The following is a 19,091-nucleotide window of genomic DNA, read 5'->3' as shown; positions in this document are numbered from 1 at the left end:
TTAGAGTTATCGGGTAACAGAATTACAGGGTATAAGTAAGACCCAGCATCATCTCCGTTCCACGGTTATAGCTTCTGCGGATATATTGTTTGCCATAAAACTTACCACCGGTTCCCGGGTTAGCATATACTTCCTGGTAAGGCTTATCCAGTATATTTTTAGCAAAGCCTTTCAGCTGTATGCGCTTAAACAACTGCTGGGTAAACACCAGGTCCAGTACCGGCTGTGGCCGTGAATACAAATCGGGCGTACCATCCAGGTTTACCTGTATCAATCTTTCGCCTACCATGTTAAACGTGGCGGTGATATCTGTTCCTCTTTTTTTGTTGCTGTAGTTGATGTATACGTTTACAGAATAAGGAGCCTGTTCAAACAAAGGACTGTTAGCCGGTGAGCGCCTGTCAATAGCCCTGGAAGAAGCCAGGCGTTCGGCCGTTTTTTTAATATCACTTTGTGCCAGTAACAGGTTAGAACCCAGGAAGAAGTTGCGTAACGCAGGCGATAACAAGCCCAGGTTCTTTACTACTTCCAGCTCTATACCATATACCTTACCCTTATTAGGATCGTTCTGGAATTCAATAGCCGGAAACTCCGGGAAACGGGCGTTTAAACCAGTAGAGTTTTGCTTGAACACTTTGGTCAGCTGGTTTTCAATTTCCTTGTAAAAGGTAGATACGGCCAGTACTTCGCCAGGTGCCGGAAACCATTCCCACCGGAAATCGTAGTTAGTGGTTTTCTGATTTTTTAAATTGGGGTTACCTACTACCAGGGCAAACTGGAACGGATCAAAATCGAATACGTTGGTCAGTTCGCGCAACTCAGGACGCGCCAGTGAGTTGTTATAGCCTAACCTGAAATTCATATTGCTGTTGAGCGTATAGGTAAGGTTGGCAGAATAAAAGGGCTCGTAATCTACTTTATACACCGAATTAGGTTCGGTATACACCAGGTTTACTTTGTTACCGCTGGCATCAGTAGTGGTTACAGAAGCGTCCAGAAATACGTTAGAGGTATCCACTGCCGCTTTAATATCGGTCATTTCAAAACGTACACCACCTGTTAAACGCAGCTTCTCTGTCAGGTGCATATCCATCATGCCATAAAAAGCACGCGTTTCAAAATAGCCCTTGTAGTTGTTAGGCGATTTCTGTGTATTGTATAAATAACCACCTACACGCGGTGCTCCTTCTTCATTATAAGAAGAGGGCAAATGAATACCAATTCTATCATACCCTACCAGCCTGTCGAGGTTGCCATTTACGGCATAGATAGGCAATGCCCCGGTGTTGGAATAGTTAGAGCCTGGCAGGTATAGTACGTTTTCGGAATAGTTGCGTTTGCGATGCAGGTAGTTAACACCGGTTTTAAATTCCTGGCGCAGTTTGCCTGTTTTAAAAGGGATGGTTACATCTGCTTTATAGTTGTAGTTATCCTCGTTCAGTTTTCTGAAACGGCGGCCGTTAGGATCGGCCTGTATAATACCGTAAGGGCCATAACCATTTACGTAACCAGATACCAGTGAATACAGGTGTTCAGTACCAACAATCTTATCCGGCAGACCCGGCACCGGCACTGAATAACTACCACCTCCCCTGGGCATATAATCGGCCAGGTTAGCGAAACGGAAATCAGGATCGTTCTGACTGCTGGATGAGCTTGCCAGGTTATAACTCAGGCGTGGCGTAAAGTTGCCTTTAAACAATTTATGCTCGCCCTGCAGGTTAAAGGTATTGAGGGTTCGGTAGGTTTGCCTTAATGAATACGTGGTGCTGGATATGCCACCAGGTAAGGCTATATATTCATAGGCTCCTGCCAGGTGGGTTGCTTTTGTTTCAGCACCACGGCTACCCAGGTATTGTATACTGATTTCGTGCTGCGAATTAAAACGGTAAGCAACGCCACCCAGGAAACCATAGTTAAGGGTTTGGGTGCCTGTATTTTCTTTATAGCCCAGGTATTTACCTAAGTTGATATTATTAGGTGTTACATAGCTGGGTATAACCAGTGGGTTATAGATAGCGGAGTTACCGGTTAAGGCGCCCTGGTACAGGCTCCATTGGGTAAGCTCGCCCTGGTAAATATCGGTAGTGCGGCTGTAGTAGTTAATACCGGCAATAATGCCCAGCTGGTGCTTTTGAAACACTTTCAGGCTATTGCCATAGGTTACTGAATACACCTGGTTTGTTGGCGCGGTTTTGTAGCGGGTAGTTAACACCGGGTCCAGCTGGTGCATAATGCCATTCACACGGTTGGCTTCGGCCAGTAACTCCGGGTTGTTGCGGCTGGCGGCAATCTTAGCCTGTATATCGCCTAAACCATGCGGGTATTGGGTACTCAGGTTACGGAAATCGGCGCTCAGGTCTTTGTTCTTTACCTTACCCCCCAGAAAGCCCATATCGCTGTTGTAAAAGCTGTTAACCTTACCACCGGTTTGTGTGTTCATACCTACCTGTGCGGTAATGCTTAAGGTTTGCCTTTCGGGAATAGATTTGGTTTTCAGTTCCACTATACCGGCAGCAGCATCCGCAGGTTTATCCGGGGTTACGGTTTTAAAAATGGTGATGTTATCCAGCAGGCTGGCAGGTACCAGGTCTAAAGGAATGGTACTTCTGTCCGGATCGGAAGAAGCCAGACGCACACCGTTTAACTGTCCTATCACACTGCGATCGCCCAAACCACGGATGGCTACATATTTATCGTCGGTGATGGTTACGCCCGATACTCTTTGCAGCGCCTGTGTGGTGGTAATGCTGGCGGTACGCTCTATCTGCTGGGCAGAGATACCATCTGACACTATCGCAGCATTCTTTCTTTCGTTCAGTAATGCTACTTCTGTATTTATTTTTCTACGCGCTCCTACTACAACGCCGGTAAGCGCTTTATCGTCAGCTGTCATAAAAACAACTGCTACATTTTTACCGGCTGATATAAAACGGCTTTCATAGCCTACAATGGAAAACACCAGCACCGAGCTGCTGTCTTTTACCAATACAGTGTACGTGCCATCCGCAGCAGTTACCGTGCTCATTCTGCTGCCCTGTACCATTACATCCACACCAGGCAACGGCTGTTTGGTAGCGGCATCTTTAATTTGACCGGTTACGGTTATTTTGCCGGTGATATGCCTGTTCAGCGTATCTCCTTTTTCAGGCTGTGGTTTCTCTATGAAAAAAGAGATAGTAGTATTTACCGGCTGAAATCCGATATGGTATTTTTTCTTTAGTTCGCTTAAAGCTGTTTCCAATGTTACCTTGTTCCATTGAATAGCAGCAATCTCTATCTTTTGTAAAGCTGCTTTTGAATAAGTAAAGGAATAATTGCTTTGCTTATCCAGCTCTTCCAATACAGCTGCGGCATTGGTGGCACTTGCCTGTATTGTAACCTGCTCTTTCATACTATACGACTGGGCATGTGCCACCTGCCGTATACCTGTTGTTAGTAATAGGATGCATATACCGGCTATCATCAGCGGCATGGCTCTCCCTGTCCGGGTGTGCACCCGGCTTTTTACAGTAATACCATTCATGTTGTTACATTTTTAAAGGGCTATTGCTGCTGCAATACCTTACTTGTGTTTAGTCAGTTCCGAGTATAGTGAGTTGCTTGTCTTTTAATGTATACTTTACCTGGTTGGTAAGGGCTATACCTTGTAATATCTGCTCCGGCGTTTCGCGGCGGAAAAGTGCGGTAACCGTAGTGCCATCCACCGGTAACGGATGTTGCCATTTTATCGTCCAGTCAAAGTGACGCGCCAGTCTTCGCAAGGCTTCTTCTACAGGTACTTCATTGAATACAATGGCGCCATCCATCCAGGCGTCTACTGCGGTACTTCCCGTAGAGGTTACCAGGCTGTTGCCTGAAAGCCTGTTGTAGGTGACCATGCTGCCTGGTGTTAATACCACTGGTTTGTTGTTACTGCTGTCTTTTTCAAAACGTACTTTACCGGATAACAGGGCTACTTTAATAGATTGCTCCTGCTCATATCCTTCTACGTTGAAAACGGTACCCAGTACGGTAGTAACCGTGTTACCCACCTGCACGCGAAAAGGTTTACCTGCCTGTGGTGCAATATCAAAACGGGCTTCGCCATTGAGCTTTACCACGCGACTGTTTTTATTGAAATCGGTATTCCATTCCAGTGTAGAAAACTCGTTCATCCAAACCGTAGAACCGTCGGGCAGCACCAGCTTTTTCAACTCTCTGCGATGGGTGTGCATAGCAGTGGCCATGTTGGTACGATGCGCATGCACGTTATACCAACGGTAACCCGCCCAGGAAAGCACTATACCCGCTACCATAGCCGCAGCGGCTGCCGTCCAACGATACAAACGGCGTATTACTGCGCGTTGGTTAGATATAGAAGCCGGCAGATCGGGCAAGCCCGCTCTCAGCTGCTGTTCTGCCGCAGCCATAAAAGCAGGTTGTTGTAGACGAATATCTTCCACCATAGCAAGGCTATTGTACCACTCGTCTACCAGTTGGTTTTCTTCCGGAGTGCTTGTGCCGGCGAGATATTTATCCAGCAGTTGATTAATTCTTTTTTCCTGTTCAGTAGTCATCACAATAACCACGTTTGTGGATATTCGCTTGTACCTGCCAGGTGTATTACCAAATTGTTAACAAGAAAAAACAGGAGGTGCACTCTATAGTACAGTATTAAATCCAACTATCTGCGCCCAGGCAAAGGGTGATGCACAGCCAAAGATGCTTTTCCAGCAGTTTCCGCACGCGATCGGACGCTTCGGATAGCTGGTTGCGGATAGATTGGGGACGTAAGTTTAAAGCAGATGATATTTCGGAGATAGAAAGTTGTTGCTGATGGCGGAGTACATAAATTTCTTTCATACGGACGGGCAAAGTATCAATAGCCAGTTGCCATTCTTCCAGCGCAGCAGTATATTCTGTGGCGGCTTGTTCGGAATGATCGCCGCTCATTTCCTGCAAACGTTCCAGTAATGCTGCTTTTTGTTTGGCGCGGCTGCTGGTAGCGCGGTACCAGCTGATAACACGGTTTTTAATGCTGGTGGTAAGGTAGGCAGCTACGTTGCCGCTGATTTCCAGCGTTTCATGGCTTTCCCAGATGTGAATAAACAATTCCTGTACAATATCCAGCGCATCCTGTGTATCGCCTGTTTTACGGTAGGCAATGGCAAACAACATTTCCCAGTAACGCTGAAACAACGCTTCGTAAGCGTGTTTATCGCCTTTATTGATATGTTCAACGATCACCTGATCTGTTTCTTCCACAAACTGCATACTTACCCGCTAATGCCGGGCAAATTACCCCATTACCAGGTAGCAGCACCTGTTAGCATGGCACGTTAACAATAAGGTAATATTCATACTATTACACACCTCACCATTATTCATGTCGCAATGATTGTATAGGATTAGCAATAGCCGCCTTCACCGATTGCCATGCTATGGTGGTAAAGGCCACACCCAGTGTAAGCAAGCCGGCTTCTATAAACACCAGCGGCCCTATAGTGATGCGATAAGCAAAATCATGCAACCATTGATTCATGGCCCACACACATATAGGAACAGCAATAATAATAGCAATGAACACCAGGCTGATAAAATCTTTGGATAACAACAACACTATGCCGGCTACAGATGAGCCTAATACTTTTCTTACACCAATTTCCTTTACACGTTGCTGCGCCATATAGGTAGAAAGCCCTAGAAGTCCCAAACAGGCAATGCAAATGGCCAGACAGGAAAAGAAAGTAAACAGTTGCCCGAAATGCTCATCTGCCTGGTATTGTTCGCGAAACGACTCGTCCAGGAAGTGAAAAAGGAAAGGACGCTGGGGCGCCATCTGATCCCACACCTTTTTAACACCCGCCAGTGAAGCCTGCATAGCATCCCCTTTTATAGAGACGGAAATACGATTAAGATCTGACGGATAGCCATATCGTAAGGTAAGCGGCTCTACCGCCTGGTGAAGCGAGCGAAAATGAAAGTTTTTAACCACACCAATCACCACTCCCTTCCTACCCCATTGCTGAAACTGTTTTCCAACAGCATCGGCCGGGTGGGTGTATCCAAACAACTGTGCAGTAGCTTCATTTATAATCATGGCTTCTGCACTATCGGTCACATGCTCACGTGAATAAGCCCTGCCTGCCACCAGGGGGATATGATAGGTAGGAATAAAATCAAAGTCTATTTCATAAATAAGCGGAAGCCTTTGCACCAGTTGACCATCAGGCGCTTGTATCTCAGTGCCGGCATTGGGCAAAAATTCACCAGGTACGGCACGCGATGCCGTCACAGCTGTAACACCTGGCTGTGCAGCTATAGCCCTTTTAATGGATTCAATATTTTGCTGCACTTTGGCATCCCCTGCAAAATCCAATATCACCATCTGCTCTTTCTGAAATCCCAGATCGCGATGGCCCAGGTATTGCAGCTGTGCATATACCACTAATGTTCCGGCAATCAGTGCTACGGATAATGCAAACTGAAACACCACTAATACTTTGCGTAGCGAAACCCCACCTGCAATAGGCCAATACCTGCCTTTCAGCACCGCAATGGCCTTTACCTTCACCAATGCCAGCGCCGGGTATATCCCTGCCAGCATACCCACTACAACGGAAAAAAGGAACATACCTGCAAAAAACAATGGTGTAAAAAAGTGTGTATACGAGATATCCTTACCGGATAATTTTTCCATCAACACAATGCCCGGCCGTGCTAATATCAGCGCTATTACAGCTGCGGCCAGTGTAAACAAAACAGATTCTAATAAAAATTGCCACACCAGGCTGGATACACGCACACCCAACACTTTTCTCACACCCACTTCTTTTGCCCTTTCCAGGGAGCGCGCTGTAGACAGGTTTATAAAATTAATACAGGCAATCAGCATGATAAAAACAGCAATACAGGCAAAGAGATAAATATTCAGCAAACTGCCTGTAGCGCCAGGCTGCCTGCTGGCTACAGAATGCAAATAGGCATCTGTCATCTTCTCAAATGTGAGCCCATACCATCTATCAGGCCCGGTATACCTTCTGATAAAAGCAGGAAGCTTTGTTTCTATGGATGCTATTTGTGCATTTTCTTTCAGCAATAAGTAGGTGTAAAAGTCTACATATCCCCAGTTACTAAAAATCTCCGGTCGGTATTTCCGCATGGTGGTCATGGAAATAAGTCCGTTGAAGGTAAACTGCGAATTAGGGGGAACATCTTTTATCACACCGGTAACCAGTAAGTTTTCCTGATTATCTGCAAGCAATGTTTTACCAACAGGATCGGTATTACCAAAAAACTTTTTGGCTACAGACTGCGTAAGCACAATGCTTCCCGGTGCTACCAACGCCGTATGCCTGTTGCCATACAACCACTCCCAGCTGAACACGTCAAATGCGGTGGAGTCCATAAACACCATGTTATCCTGCTGAATGCGTTGCTCGCCGTATTGCAGCAACCAGCTGGACGGGCTTGTAAAGCGTACCACTTTTTCAATACCCGGAAAATTGGCCTGCAGCGCCGGGCCTGCGGGTGCGCAGCCCCACACCTGGTAATCCTTTGGGGTTAACACTGCCTGTGCAGACCGCTGATCGGCACCGGGATAGGCATGTACCAGCCGGTATATGCGGTCGTGTTTGGTATGATATTGATCGTAAGAAAGTTCGTTATGGAGGTATAAGGTGATCAGCAGGCAACACACCATTCCAATAGCCAGCCCGGTAACATTCAGTAAACTAAAAAACTTCCGTTTCCGGATGTTGCGCCAGGCAATTTGAAAATAGTGACGAAGCATAATCAACCAATTTAGCCTATCAAAAGCACAAGCAATATGCCACTCCTTTTTCCGCTGAAACTCAGCGAATAACGGTTGCCCGGTGTTCAGATACGGACATTACCTGTACGGTATTGGTACAATAAAACGGGCTATCTCCCCCCGAAGACAGCCCGTTAAGCCATAATTTATAACTAAAAATCAATACATCAGCCTGTGTTCTTAACAGCAAGGCAGCTATATTCTGTAAACAATATTACTGATGCATTCTTTTAAAAAAGGATTTCCCCATTTAGAATGTTATTAGAATTCATACTGATAAAAAAGAAGCGATCCCGTTATAATAAGGATCGCTTCTTTTTTATAGTTACTTCCACGGTAGTTTATCGCTTTAACCTAAACCGGCAGGATATAGGATATACCTTACTGTTATTGTTAGAATCAGATACATTCCCTGTAAAAGAACCTACAATGTAACCTGTGCCCGTGCTTCCATATTCTGTTACAATTACATCTGCATTGCCTTTCTGCACGAAATAGGTGTCGCTGTTATCATAAGGATAAAAACCACTCCATGCTTTTACACCAGGATAGGCACCCCCTCTAAAGGCCAGGTAGAAATAACGGTATTCGTTTTCAGCGCTGGTAGCGCGTAATTCGGTAACCGTATCATAAACGCCGTTACCATATCCATATATACTGGCGGTTACCTTCATGTTAAAGGGAGGAGCTGTTATGCCGTAGTTCTGTCCGTTTACAGTATAATATACATACTGGTCGTACACAGTGCCACATACCGTAATCACCCCTGCATTTACGGATGTACCCGAAACAGCCACCTTAGCAGCTTCGCCACTTTGAGCAGACGCAGGATCATAAGCGGTAACTGTAGCAGTAACAGGCGTGTTGTTGCAACGGTTTACCAGCAAGGAAAAGCTTCCATTGGTAATATTGGTACGGTAAAATACATTTTCCAGTTCTACGGTTACATAGCCATCAGCTACAGCGCCACCGGAACAATTAACAACAGAACCTGAGATAGTTACCGCAGTAGTAGTGGCATCCACCACTATAGTACCCAGTGGGGTTGCACCTGCAAAGGGGCCCACACTTTTTCTATATACCTGGCTGCCACATTTATCATAGATGATCATAGTTAAAATAGCCATGGCAGGAATTTTACCTCCGGTAAATCCATCATCATTGATATTTCCGGCGCCATAATTAACAGTACTGTCAGAAGTAGTAAACACCACTTTACCCCCTTTCAGGGCAATACCGTTTTTATCTGTTATGGTAGCAGAAAAGTCAATCACTGCAAATGGTGCATCACAGTTCCAGTAAGAAAAGTGCTTTACAGTACCTACATAGGTATCTCCCTTCCGCGTAGCTTCTCCTTCTTCCTTCCACAAGCCACTTGTTTCGTCCAGGTACCATAACGGAATATTGTTAGGCGCTTTGCTACGAATATCAGCAGGAATAGCAAACGTAATGGTAGCCGGTTTTCCGTCGGCCAGTTGCAGTTTCTCACCGTTATCGCCGGTTAATTCCACTGCCATCATGCTAAAAGACTGCAAACCTGTTTCGATGTTGTTGGTAGTAGTACCCCTTAATGTTCCGGGTATAATGTTATCAAATCCTTCTGCAGTAGGATCGAAAAAGAAAGCGCTTACCGATACGTTACCGGTATAAGCCGCATTGCTGGCAGCATTTACCACGCTACCCGCCTGAAACTGGATATTACCGCCCGATGCCGGCACGGTAACGGTACCGCCTGAAGAAGCGGCAAAAGTACCTGCTACTGTTTTTTTAATTAACTGGATAGACACATTATTGTCTTTACCAGACCTTACTACAATTGTTTTAGCCCCGAGATAAAAGCTATCTTTTACCACTTTCACAAACCCAGCGTTTTTATCTACGCTGGCGTTGTTAATGATAAATAAGCCATCCACTCCTGTGGTGTCTGATACCGATCCGGCAGTAACCACAGCGCCACTCACAGGCAACTTGTTTTCATCTATAACACGACCTGAAATAGTAGCGGTTACAGGTTCCGGAGTATAAGGTAATGGAGGTTCAACTGTTGGGGACGACGACTTTTTGCATCCCATGCAGGCGAGTACAGCGAAAAGACAGGCTGCACCCAAAATGCGGGTTGTTTTCATAATTTGTTTAATAAGAGTATGCAATATTACTCCTATTTCGGCCTTTCCCATACATTTTGCCTAAAAACCAGCGTTATTTACCCACCGTTTCACATTCTCCAGCTTTCCTTTTCTATCACATACACAAAGTTTAACAGGGAAGTTTCTCCAAAATAAGCGACTGCCTGCTCCCCTATTTTTTTGGCTCCTGTACGGCCAACCGCTATTTGTGAGCGGATATTATGGGCACCTACATGGAGGAATACCTGATTTACAAACGGGAATATATATTCCAGCATCAGGGCTTTTACCTGCTGATTAATGCCTTTGCCCCAGCTGATGGTACCATAAAATGTGTAGCCAATGAATATGCTTTTCTCCTGTGGGTTATAATCGTAAAAGCGGGTGCATCCTATTGCTTTTCCTGTGGTTTTATCCACTATTTTAAACGCTCCCTTACTTTGTATGGCGCCATCAAAAAAAGTACGGAACACCTCCAGCTGCCAGCGGTTTTTGTTAGGATGCTGTTCCCACACTTTCGGATCGGAAGCCACTGCATACAAACTATCAAAGTCACTTTCCCGTAATGGATACAGTATCACATTTTCATTCTCTAACAAAGGTTGTATTTCCAAACTTCCATCCAACCTTTTCCGCATCATAAAGTCCGTTTGTACATCGTTGCCCAGTTGAAACAGATGTTTATCAAAAGCAACAAAACCATTCTTCTGATAAAAGCGGATGGCCCTGCTATTCTTTTCCCAAACACCCAGCCACACATACTGCACCTGTTTTTCGATGGCTACCGCTATCGCTTTATCATACAGCAATTGCCCCACCCTCTTACCGTGAAATTCCTGCTGCACATAAATACGTTCTATTTCAAGCGCTCCCTGCTCCTTTAGCTCTGTTTGAGTATCACCGGTATTCAGTTTCAGATACCCGATAACAGCATTATCCAGCATCGCAAAATAAAACTCCGAGTTTTCCTTTTGTAGTTCAGCCGCTAGTTTATCATAGGCAAAACCTTCTTCCAGGTATGTAGCCATGTTCTCTGCACTATTGAAAGGTGCAAAAGTTTCGGCAAAGGTTTGCCGGCCTATTTGCTGCAATGCTTCTATATCGTGGAGTGTTACCCTTTTTATAATGATGTTGCTCATGTTTGTACTTTATGCCGTTCACCAATGTATAACCCGGTACAAAACTAACTACAGAATGGACTATGTTTGTAGTCCAATGCGTAAAAAATGGGTAGTCCAATTACAGAACAGATAATAGCAGCCATTACACTGGATTCTTCCCACGAACGGGCGGTGTACCTGCAGCTGGCTGATGCTATTTTAGTTTTGGTGCGGGAAGGAAAATTACGCTCAGGGCAAAAGCTACCCGGTACCAGGGATGTAGCGGCGCTGTTACACATTAACCGCATAACGGTTTCCAAAGCATATGAAGAGTTGCAGATGCAAGGATGGCTGGAAAGCACCGTAGGCCGCGGCACCTTTGTTAGCGCACATATAGCCGATCACCAGCCCAAAGCATTGGGTAAAAAACAAGTGGCCGGCCCGGTGAAAAAAGCCGGTTTTACTATCCCTTCCATCAGTTATCCCGATATAGTAAAACCCAGTTCTACCTTACCCCTTCATTTGGATGATGGTTATCCCGATCCCAGACTGGCACCGTTGCCGGAGTTTTACCGGGCCTACCGCAACCAGCTCACCCGAAGCGGGCTATATTATAAATTCGGCGGCTATGGCCACCCGGCAGGATCTGACCACTACAGGCAGGCTATATCTGAGCATATGAATAATACCCGGGCCTTAAAAACAACAGCGGCCAACATCCTTTCCATCAGAGGCACTTTGATGGGACTTAACCTGGTGTGTGCTGCCCTCATTAACCCCGGTGATGTAATTGTATCCGGTATCCCCGGCTGGAAACGGGCCGATCATAATTTTCTGCACGCCAGGGCTAATCATATTGGTATACCGGTAGATGAACACGGACTGGTGGTAGAAGAACTCCGGAAAATATGTAAGAAAAAGCAAGTACGGATGGTATATGTAACGCCCCACCATCATTACCCTACCACCGTATCACTCCGTATTGATCGCAGACTGGAACTGATAAGATTAGCCAATGAATATGACTTCTTCCTCTTTGAAGATGATTACGATTTCGATTTTCATTATAAACACCGGCCACTGCTACCACTTGCCAGCGCCGACACCAACGGCATGGTTATTTACTGCGGCTCGTTCAGTAAAAGCTTCTCCCCTGCTTTTCGCATGGGCTACCTGGTAGCTGCGGAGAATGTAATAGAACATCTGTCGAGGGTTCGTATCCTCCTGGACAGGCAAGGTGATCATATTGTTGATAATGTAATGGCCGACCTCATAACAGACGGCACCATACAACGCTATCTGCGAAAAACATTACCTGTTTATGAAGAAAGACGGGACCTGTTTTGCCACTTGCTAAACAGTGAGCTGCGCGATGCCGTGCAATTTACCATCCCGGAAGGTGGCATGACCGTATGGACCGAATTTGACACCTCCATTCACCTGGAAACACTGGCTGCTAAAGCGTATAAAAAAGGCTTATACCTGTCTGATGGCAAAGCACATCAATATCCGCATTATAAAACCAACGGTATTCGCTTAGGCTTTGCTTCTTCCTCAAAAGAAGAGTTGGTAAAAAGTGTGGAGATTTTAAAAAGGTTGATATAGTATTGAAATGATATAAAAGTTCAGCATGTAATAAAGATAATTGTCTCAGGATTTTAAAGGTGGGTGATTGTTCTCTATCAAAGTAATTATCCCTCCATTAGTGTAATAAAAATTCTCCTATCTTTTAGAAAATGTATCAAGATTATAAATCCCACGATTGCTATATGACCTAAAACAACCAGGCTTGTAATAATCCCTTTCCACCACCTTCTATAGGTAAACTGATATATAGCAAAACCAGCTAATCTCAATACCGTAATTAAGTACAGGCATGCAAAAACACTCATGTAAAGAGGATTAGTACATAACAAACTTACTTGTAGCAGCACCAATACGATTAACCAGTAATAAAGCGGTTTCCACCATTGATCAAACAGAAAAACAAGAATCATCGCCATATAATACAAAGCTTAGGTTCAGGAATACCCTACAAAATAAGCATCCCATACCCAAATAAAGAAAATGATAAAGGGAAGCACCTATAGCTATCTATATAGCCAGGGTCCCCTAACATAAAAACCACCTATTTTTGTACAATTCCACAGTAATTCATCCCAACAAATACCCATGATGTCCTATAAAGAAGACTGCGAAAAATATCCTGAAGGAGAAATAGGCGATTTTTATTCCCAAAATAATAGTTGCATTACATGTGGCGCACCAGAAGCAGAAGCCCCCGATCTGATTGAACATTCCATGAAAGAATACGGGCATTGTTACTTCAAAAAACAGCCAAGCACCCCTGATGAATTAGGAAGAGCCATCAAAGCGATGGAAGTAGCTTGTGTCGCCAGTATCAGATATGGAGGACAAGATGAAGCTATTTTAAAACGTCTGTATGAAAGAAACTTATCAGACTTATGCGATCATAAACCAGCCGGGGATTATAAAACAATTATTAAAAACGAGGTACGATTTCATTATACAGGTCGGCTTAAGGATCTAAGTAGACATATTGCGTATACACTGTTAAGTAAACACCCTTGGTTAAAATCTAAAATTGTCAATTTCGATACAAATACAATAGACTTCATCACATTTACACATAGATGGAGACCGTTTTTATCAGGCACTATTTATACCTGTCATCTTAATGATAACGGAACATTTACCATTATCATAACACTTGAAGAAGATGCCCACCTGAACCACATTATATACGCCGCTATGCATTTGAATGAAATTTTACAGCAATTACCTGGGGTAAGCCATCTTATTTGGTTTGATACTGCGGGGAATGAATACCCAGAATCAACTGAAATTTATTAATGATTGTAGGAAAGACATTTGTCAACTACTTCTTCTACTGTTGGATTATAGTCCCAATCGTCGATAGTTGCACCTTCGGCTATAAAAAACAAACTGCTTCCGTTAGGATAAGGAACATGTAAATCAAATATCTCCATCCAGGTTCTTGTGTCTTCTTCGTTATTACCTGGAGACATTATTTTGTTACCTACCTCTATCAACTGCTCCCTTGTCATACGGGGTCTTTCCGGAGTTTCGGCCAAGGCCAGTTGAAAATTCACATCAGTAAATCTATCTATAACACCTCCATATCTGCTATCCTCTTTTTCTCTTATAACCAGTCCATGAGCTAAACGCAGATGCGTTTCGTATCGCATCTCTCCCAACCTCACTGCTATATTATCAATAACGTCATCCGACAATTTACCATCTATATATAATCTGCAAATGATTACTAACGCTGTTCCTTGTGGCCAGTCATATACTCCAAATGCCATTGATTTCAAAAAATCAAGTCCGTCAGCTCCCAAATGATATACCAACTCCAAAATCACATGCTGACATATAGATAACCAGCCACTTAAACCTAAATCCTGTCTACTAATGTCAGGGTGTACTGTTGGAGGATGGTGAAGTTTACTACGCAGCATTTTCAAATCGCTCACAACAATACGGCTGGCTTCCAATTTCGCCATCGCTTGAAATGTGTCACCTTCTAACAAAGCTTCCTTTCCAAGTTGAGCAATCAGATTATCCAGTTCTTCCTCTTTCATCATATTATTTATCCCAATTAAACCGAGTTGTTATACCGCCGTAAATTCAGCAAATAAATTATTCACCTCACCAAGGCTATTTAAAGGTACATAATCACATACTTCTGCATATTCTGCCCATAATTGATGCACTACCGGGTTATCATGGGCCGCTACTATAGCTTCTGCCGATTTCCATTCAAATACTTCTATGATAACACCGTCTTCTGATTCACAAATCACTGGTGGCCGTTCTGTTACCAGCCCCTCAGCCAATAACCTCGGCACATGTGTTTTTGTAAGCGCTTTTAAGGCTTCTGCCTTACCTGCTTTAGGTTTGTAGGCTACTATCACAATTCTTCCCATAAGTAATTGAGTTTAGTTTTGAATTACATCTATAATAGGTTGCCACTATACTGCTGGATAAAAACAAATTTACTGCAAAAAACCTGTTTTCATGTAATTGACATGCATCATCCATACTTATGGTATGCTTTATATATACAGCATCTATGCCTTTGGTACGACTTTCACTTGTACTTAACCCGTCCTGCTCCTCCTTTGATGTTTCTCTATCAACTATTGACATAGCGATATATCACTATTCTGTTAACGAATTTTATTACACATTTTTACATCGAGATATGGCAACAACAATATCCCTTCATATTGTACATACCCACTATATCTTCCGCTTACTGCCTTACAAAGCAGTATTTGTTTAACCATTAAAAGGGGGTGCCGAAAACCATACAGAGTAGGCTAAACACATTTAATTGATTTGCCATGACAACAACATCAACATGGGCCGATGCGCCCATACAGCTTACCGAAAGTTTAAACGACGCCATTTGGTCTGGTGCAGGAAAAATGCCTATTCCGAATGGATTTTTGCTAACCAAGAATGACGCGCAATACCTGTATGCAGCACTGGACATGACAGGCGACACCGTAAACAACAGTGGTGTGGATGATTATTTCTGGTTCACCTTTGACCGTAACCGTGATGGTAACATTACCCCTAATGTAGACGTTAACTATGGACAGTACCCCGCAACACCTAACAAAATAGGCCGGCAGTTTTACTTAGCACCAGGTACCTGGACAGGACTCAGCACCGATCAAACAGAATTCAAGGTTGATTTTGAAGCGTCTCCCAACAGCGCTACACCACACCGTGTATGGAAGTTCAAATTTAAATTGACCGATCTGAACGTATCCCTTATCCCATTCATACTACCACCTTATACCAGGTTTGGTATCCGGGTGCATTCCACTACCCCGCTACAGGACAACAGTACACCTGCTAACTTCTGGACCAGCTTTGCCAGCCTGCACACATTGTATTTTTCCAGAAGACCTTCGGTGCCCGTTTCTTTAATGGGCCCCGTTATAGGCTGTGTAGGTTTGATACCCACTACCAAAATCAATGCAGCTTCCGGTAAAGCCACCACCGATGTGGGTTACATGGTGCAAGTACAGAACGCGGCATTTGGCGGTTTACTCAACATCATTGGTAACGGTCCTAACCTGGATAACCTTATTGCAGTAAACAAAGCTGCCTTTATCAAGGTAAAACATAGAACAGGTACAGCGGGTACGTTTACCGACCTTATCACTTCGTGGAATAATTACAGGTGGAACAGCGTTGCCAATGATTACACACTGGTGAATTACAGCCCGGATACCAGCAATTTTTATCCATTGCCAACTGCGGGTGTGGATTACTCTATTCATGACCTGTTATTCCAGTTTAATTCCTACGAGTTATCACAAGGTTTACACCAGTTCCAGGTAGAGTTTTACACCGCTACTAAAGCATCTATCACGCTTCCCACTATTCAAACGCTCACCTTATATATTGACAACACCGTGCCTATTGTAAAAATCAATTCCATCAAGCATGGCGGTGTTGCAGTAAACACCTGTGAAATAGTGAAGATGACCAGCGGCACTGACGGCCTGGTGATAAACTTTGATGCCAATGATCCCGAAAACAATGTACACAGCTATGCTGTTACTGCCACATGGGGCGAAGGACAGTCGGCCACTATTATATCGGACACTTACACTCCTGCCAAAGGCGACTGGGGCGGTGTCACCAATCAAAATGCACCTGCTTCGGGTGTATGGGTTCCATTGGTTACCTGTGCACATTCCTTTAACGTAACCGCCTGGGCAAGAACTACGAATGGCTATGGTTACATTGGATATAATTCCGTTAGCAGATATCTGACTATTTTGAAATAAACACCACTCCTATTACAAGCCTTCTCCCGGATATAAAGCCGGGGGAAGGCTTTTTTATTACTCTTTGATTGAATTGTAATTCCTTTGGAAGAAGCTAAAACACATTCTTGCCTTCCTTCTGCATTTCTTTGCGTATACCGCGCAGAATATCATGAGAAGCAATAACAGTGGTGCCCTTTTCCAGTGCCCGCAGGGAACAATAGCGAAGCACATTCATAATGGCAGCACCTGTAAGCTCATGTTCGTAGGCTATTTTTTCCAGGTTCACTTCCGGCGCCAGTTCGCAGGGTGGCGTAAACGCGTTGTGCCAAAGGCGCAGGCGTTGTTCAAAATCGGGTTTCTGGAAGTTGATGGATAATTGAAAGCGGCGGGCAAATGCTTCGTCGAGGTTGGATTTAAAGTTGGTAGCCAGTATTACCAGGCCCGGAAAATCTTCTATCCGCTGTAACAGGTACGACACTTCCTGGTTGGCATGGCGGTCGTGCGCGTCGGAGGTGCTGGTTCTTTTACCAAACAGGGCGTCTGCTTCGTCAAAAAACAATATCCATTCCGAGTTTTCAGCTTTGTCGAATACATTGGCCAGGTTCTTTTCTGTTTCCCCGATGTATTTGGATACCACCATAGACAAATCAATGCGATACAGATCGCGGTGTACCGATTTGCCCAGCAATGTGGCTGCCAGTGTTTTACCCGTGCCGGGAGGGCCGGAAAACAACACGCGAAAACCGGGTTTTACCTTGCCTTTAAAACCCCAGTCGTTCAGCAATGCCTGCCCGTGCTGTAGCCATACACGCACTTCGTCCAGCTCGTCCAGGATGTCTTCTGATACAACCAGGTCGCTCCATTCTAAGGAAGTGGTTAATCTTTTAGCGGGGAAGCCGGCACCGAAATCGGGGCGGTAACTTTCGCCTGTGGTTAATAAAGTGAGGTATTCTGCCGAAATAGCTAATGCACCGCTTAAACGGGGCTCGCCGGGTGCGGCTGACTGTAACTTTAATAGGTTATGCCGGTAGAAATAATGGTTTTCATCAAACAGCGCCATCAGCTCTATTCGCTGGCGCAGCTGGTAGCCTGCCAGTAAAAACACGGCAGTTTCGCCCGTGGGCAGGTAACCGTTATGTACTGTTCCTTTCTGGCCACCCAGCTCTGTATACAAACGGTCGGTGGCAGGATTCTTTAAAAACAGCATATCCAGCATTTCGGGGCGCAGATGCGGTATCAGCGCCAATGCCAGTATAAACCGTTCTTCAAAAGACATGTGAAATTTGCGGATGGTGTCCGCGTACAAAGAAGTATCGTTGGTAATATCCGGTGGCAGTATCGTTTCTATGGGTTGCTCCTGGGCATCCTGTCCAAAACTAATGGCACCGCGCGCCACTGCAACTTCCGAAAACCACCGCAATTCATTATCTGCAGTAGCGCTATTGGCTATAAGAGAAGAAGGCATGAATAATTATAAGTTATTGGCTTTGGCTCCCATCACATCTGCTTCTGTTTCTAAAGCAGCACTGTCGTTGATGGGCACACCATTCGATTCCATAGTAGGTTGCACGCGGCCCGCCATTTGCTGCACTACGTGCCACGCCTCGTGGGGTACGTGCTTTTCCTGACCAGGACCTACATGTATATCTGTTCCCTGTGCATAGGCCAGCGCGTTTAACTGGGCAGGCTGACTGGAATTATAATGCACCTTTACGCTATCCATAGAATAACCCGATAAGTTTTCTATGCCACTTTTCAGGTTATCTGATAAACCGGTTTTGTTTTCGGGTTGCATTTGCAGGGGTTCTTCCTCCGCGCCACCCACTAATTGAGTGGTGAACTTGCCCTGCACAGGCAATTCTTCTTCTAAACCGCCTTGTAATTGCGTAGCAAACTTACCTTGTACCGGTAATTCTTCTTCCGGTGCGGCCAATTGTGTTGTAAACTTACCCTGCACAGGTAACTCTTCTTCGGGTCCGGCCGCGAGTTGTGCCGCAAACTTACCTTGCGCCGGTAACTCCTCTTCCAGCGGACCAGCCATTTGCAGTGGGTTATTATGCCCTGCTGTGGCCAGTTGTGCAGCCTTATCTTTCAATAACTGTAAAGGATTAGACGATGATTTGCCGGCAGATGCGGCATTTCTGTCAGTAAGTTTGTTTTGTAATACAGCATGTTTCATAACGGCTATCTGTAAGGTTTTAGCGTCCCGATTATTTATTAAATATAGTACATT

13 protein-coding genes are annotated in these 19,091 nt (G+C 44.7%); 3 read left to right on the top strand and 10 right to left on the bottom strand.

The features are described from left to right. Nucleotides 1-22: 22 nt before the first annotated feature. The 6 genes from FLA_RS09780 to FLA_RS31815 all read right to left on the bottom strand — a co-directional run bounded on the left by FLA_RS09780 (nt 23) and on the right by FLA_RS31815 (nt 11,060). Nucleotides 23-3,526 carry a TonB-dependent receptor domain-containing protein gene (locus tag FLA_RS09780; RefSeq protein ID WP_197705881.1) on the bottom strand — a complete coding sequence of 1,168 codons (3,504 nt, stop codon included), beginning with the start codon at nt 3,524-3,526 and terminating at the stop codon, nt 23-25. 49 nt (nt 3,527-3,575) lie between these two features. Further along, entirely contained in the window at nt 3,576-4,559 is a 984-nt protein-coding gene (locus FLA_RS09775; RefSeq protein WP_076380295.1) for a FecR family protein, read from the bottom strand. Between the two features lie 97 nt (nt 4,560-4,656). Continuing rightward, nucleotides 4,657-5,247, bottom strand: a complete 591-nt coding sequence (locus FLA_RS09770; protein ID WP_159445134.1) for an RNA polymerase sigma factor — start codon at nt 5,245-5,247, stop codon at nt 4,657-4,659. A gap of 115 nt (nt 5,248-5,362) precedes the next feature. Next, nucleotides 5,363-7,774, bottom strand: a complete 2,412-nt coding sequence (locus FLA_RS09765; protein WP_076380293.1) for an ABC transporter permease — start codon at nt 7,772-7,774, stop codon at nt 5,363-5,365. 362 nt (nt 7,775-8,136) lie between these two features. Continuing rightward, complete coding sequence (locus FLA_RS09760; protein WP_076380292.1) at nt 8,137-9,921, bottom strand: carboxypeptidase-like regulatory domain-containing protein; 1,785 nt, start codon at nt 9,919-9,921, stop codon at nt 8,137-8,139. Between the two features lie 89 nt (nt 9,922-10,010). After that, entirely contained in the window at nt 10,011-11,060 is a 1,050-nt protein-coding gene (locus tag FLA_RS31815) for a GNAT family N-acetyltransferase (protein ID WP_084206328.1), read from the bottom strand. Between the two features lie 87 nt (nt 11,061-11,147). On the opposite strand from FLA_RS31815, the gene FLA_RS09750 reads away from it, so the two are divergent. Both FLA_RS09750 and FLA_RS09740 read left to right on the top strand, forming a co-directional pair. Next, on the top strand, nt 11,148-12,626 hold the full coding sequence (locus FLA_RS09750; RefSeq protein WP_076380291.1) for an aminotransferase-like domain-containing protein: 1,479 nt from the start codon (nt 11,148-11,150) through the stop codon (nt 12,624-12,626). 567 nt (nt 12,627-13,193) lie between these two features. Next, a complete protein-coding gene (locus FLA_RS09740) occupies nt 13,194-13,895 on the top strand; it encodes a ferredoxin (RefSeq protein ID WP_076380289.1) in 702 nt (233 codons plus the stop codon). Here the strand turns inward: FLA_RS09740 and FLA_RS31655 are convergent. Next, nucleotides 13,892-14,650, bottom strand: coding sequence for a hypothetical protein (locus FLA_RS31655; protein WP_197705880.1), 759 nt, complete (start codon nt 14,648-14,650; stop codon nt 13,892-13,894). The two genes, FLA_RS09740 and FLA_RS31655, sit on opposite strands and share 4 nt — an antisense overlap. Nucleotides 14,651-14,677: 27 nt before the next feature. Continuing rightward, nucleotides 14,678-14,992: a hypothetical protein gene (locus FLA_RS09730; protein ID WP_076380288.1), complete on the bottom strand. Its 315-nt coding sequence runs from the start codon at nt 14,990-14,992 to the stop codon at nt 14,678-14,680. 420 nt (nt 14,993-15,412) lie between these two features. On the opposite strand from FLA_RS09730, the gene FLA_RS09725 reads away from it, so the two are divergent. After that, on the top strand, nt 15,413-16,876 hold the full coding sequence (locus FLA_RS09725) for a hypothetical protein (RefSeq protein ID WP_076380287.1): 1,464 nt from the start codon (nt 15,413-15,415) through the stop codon (nt 16,874-16,876). 94 nt (nt 16,877-16,970) lie between these two features. Here the strand turns inward: FLA_RS09725 and FLA_RS09720 are convergent, their stop codons facing one another. Both FLA_RS09720 and FLA_RS09715 read right to left on the bottom strand, forming a co-directional pair. Further along, the gene (locus tag FLA_RS09720) at nt 16,971-18,323 is read right to left on the bottom strand and encodes an ATP-binding protein (RefSeq protein WP_076380286.1); all 1,353 of its coding nucleotides are present in this window, start codon (nt 18,321-18,323) and stop codon (nt 16,971-16,973) included. A 6-nt stretch (nt 18,324-18,329) separates the two neighbouring features. Continuing rightward, nucleotides 18,330-19,037, bottom strand: coding sequence for an eCIS core domain-containing protein (locus tag FLA_RS09715; protein WP_076380285.1), 708 nt, complete (start codon nt 19,035-19,037; stop codon nt 18,330-18,332). Between the last annotated feature and the right edge of the window lie 54 nt (nt 19,038-19,091).

The organism is Filimonas lacunae, from assembly GCF_002355595.1.
GTDB lineage: Bacteria > Bacteroidota > Bacteroidia > Chitinophagales > Chitinophagaceae > Filimonas > Filimonas lacunae.
This window is presented reverse-complemented; position numbering and strand designations above follow the sequence as displayed.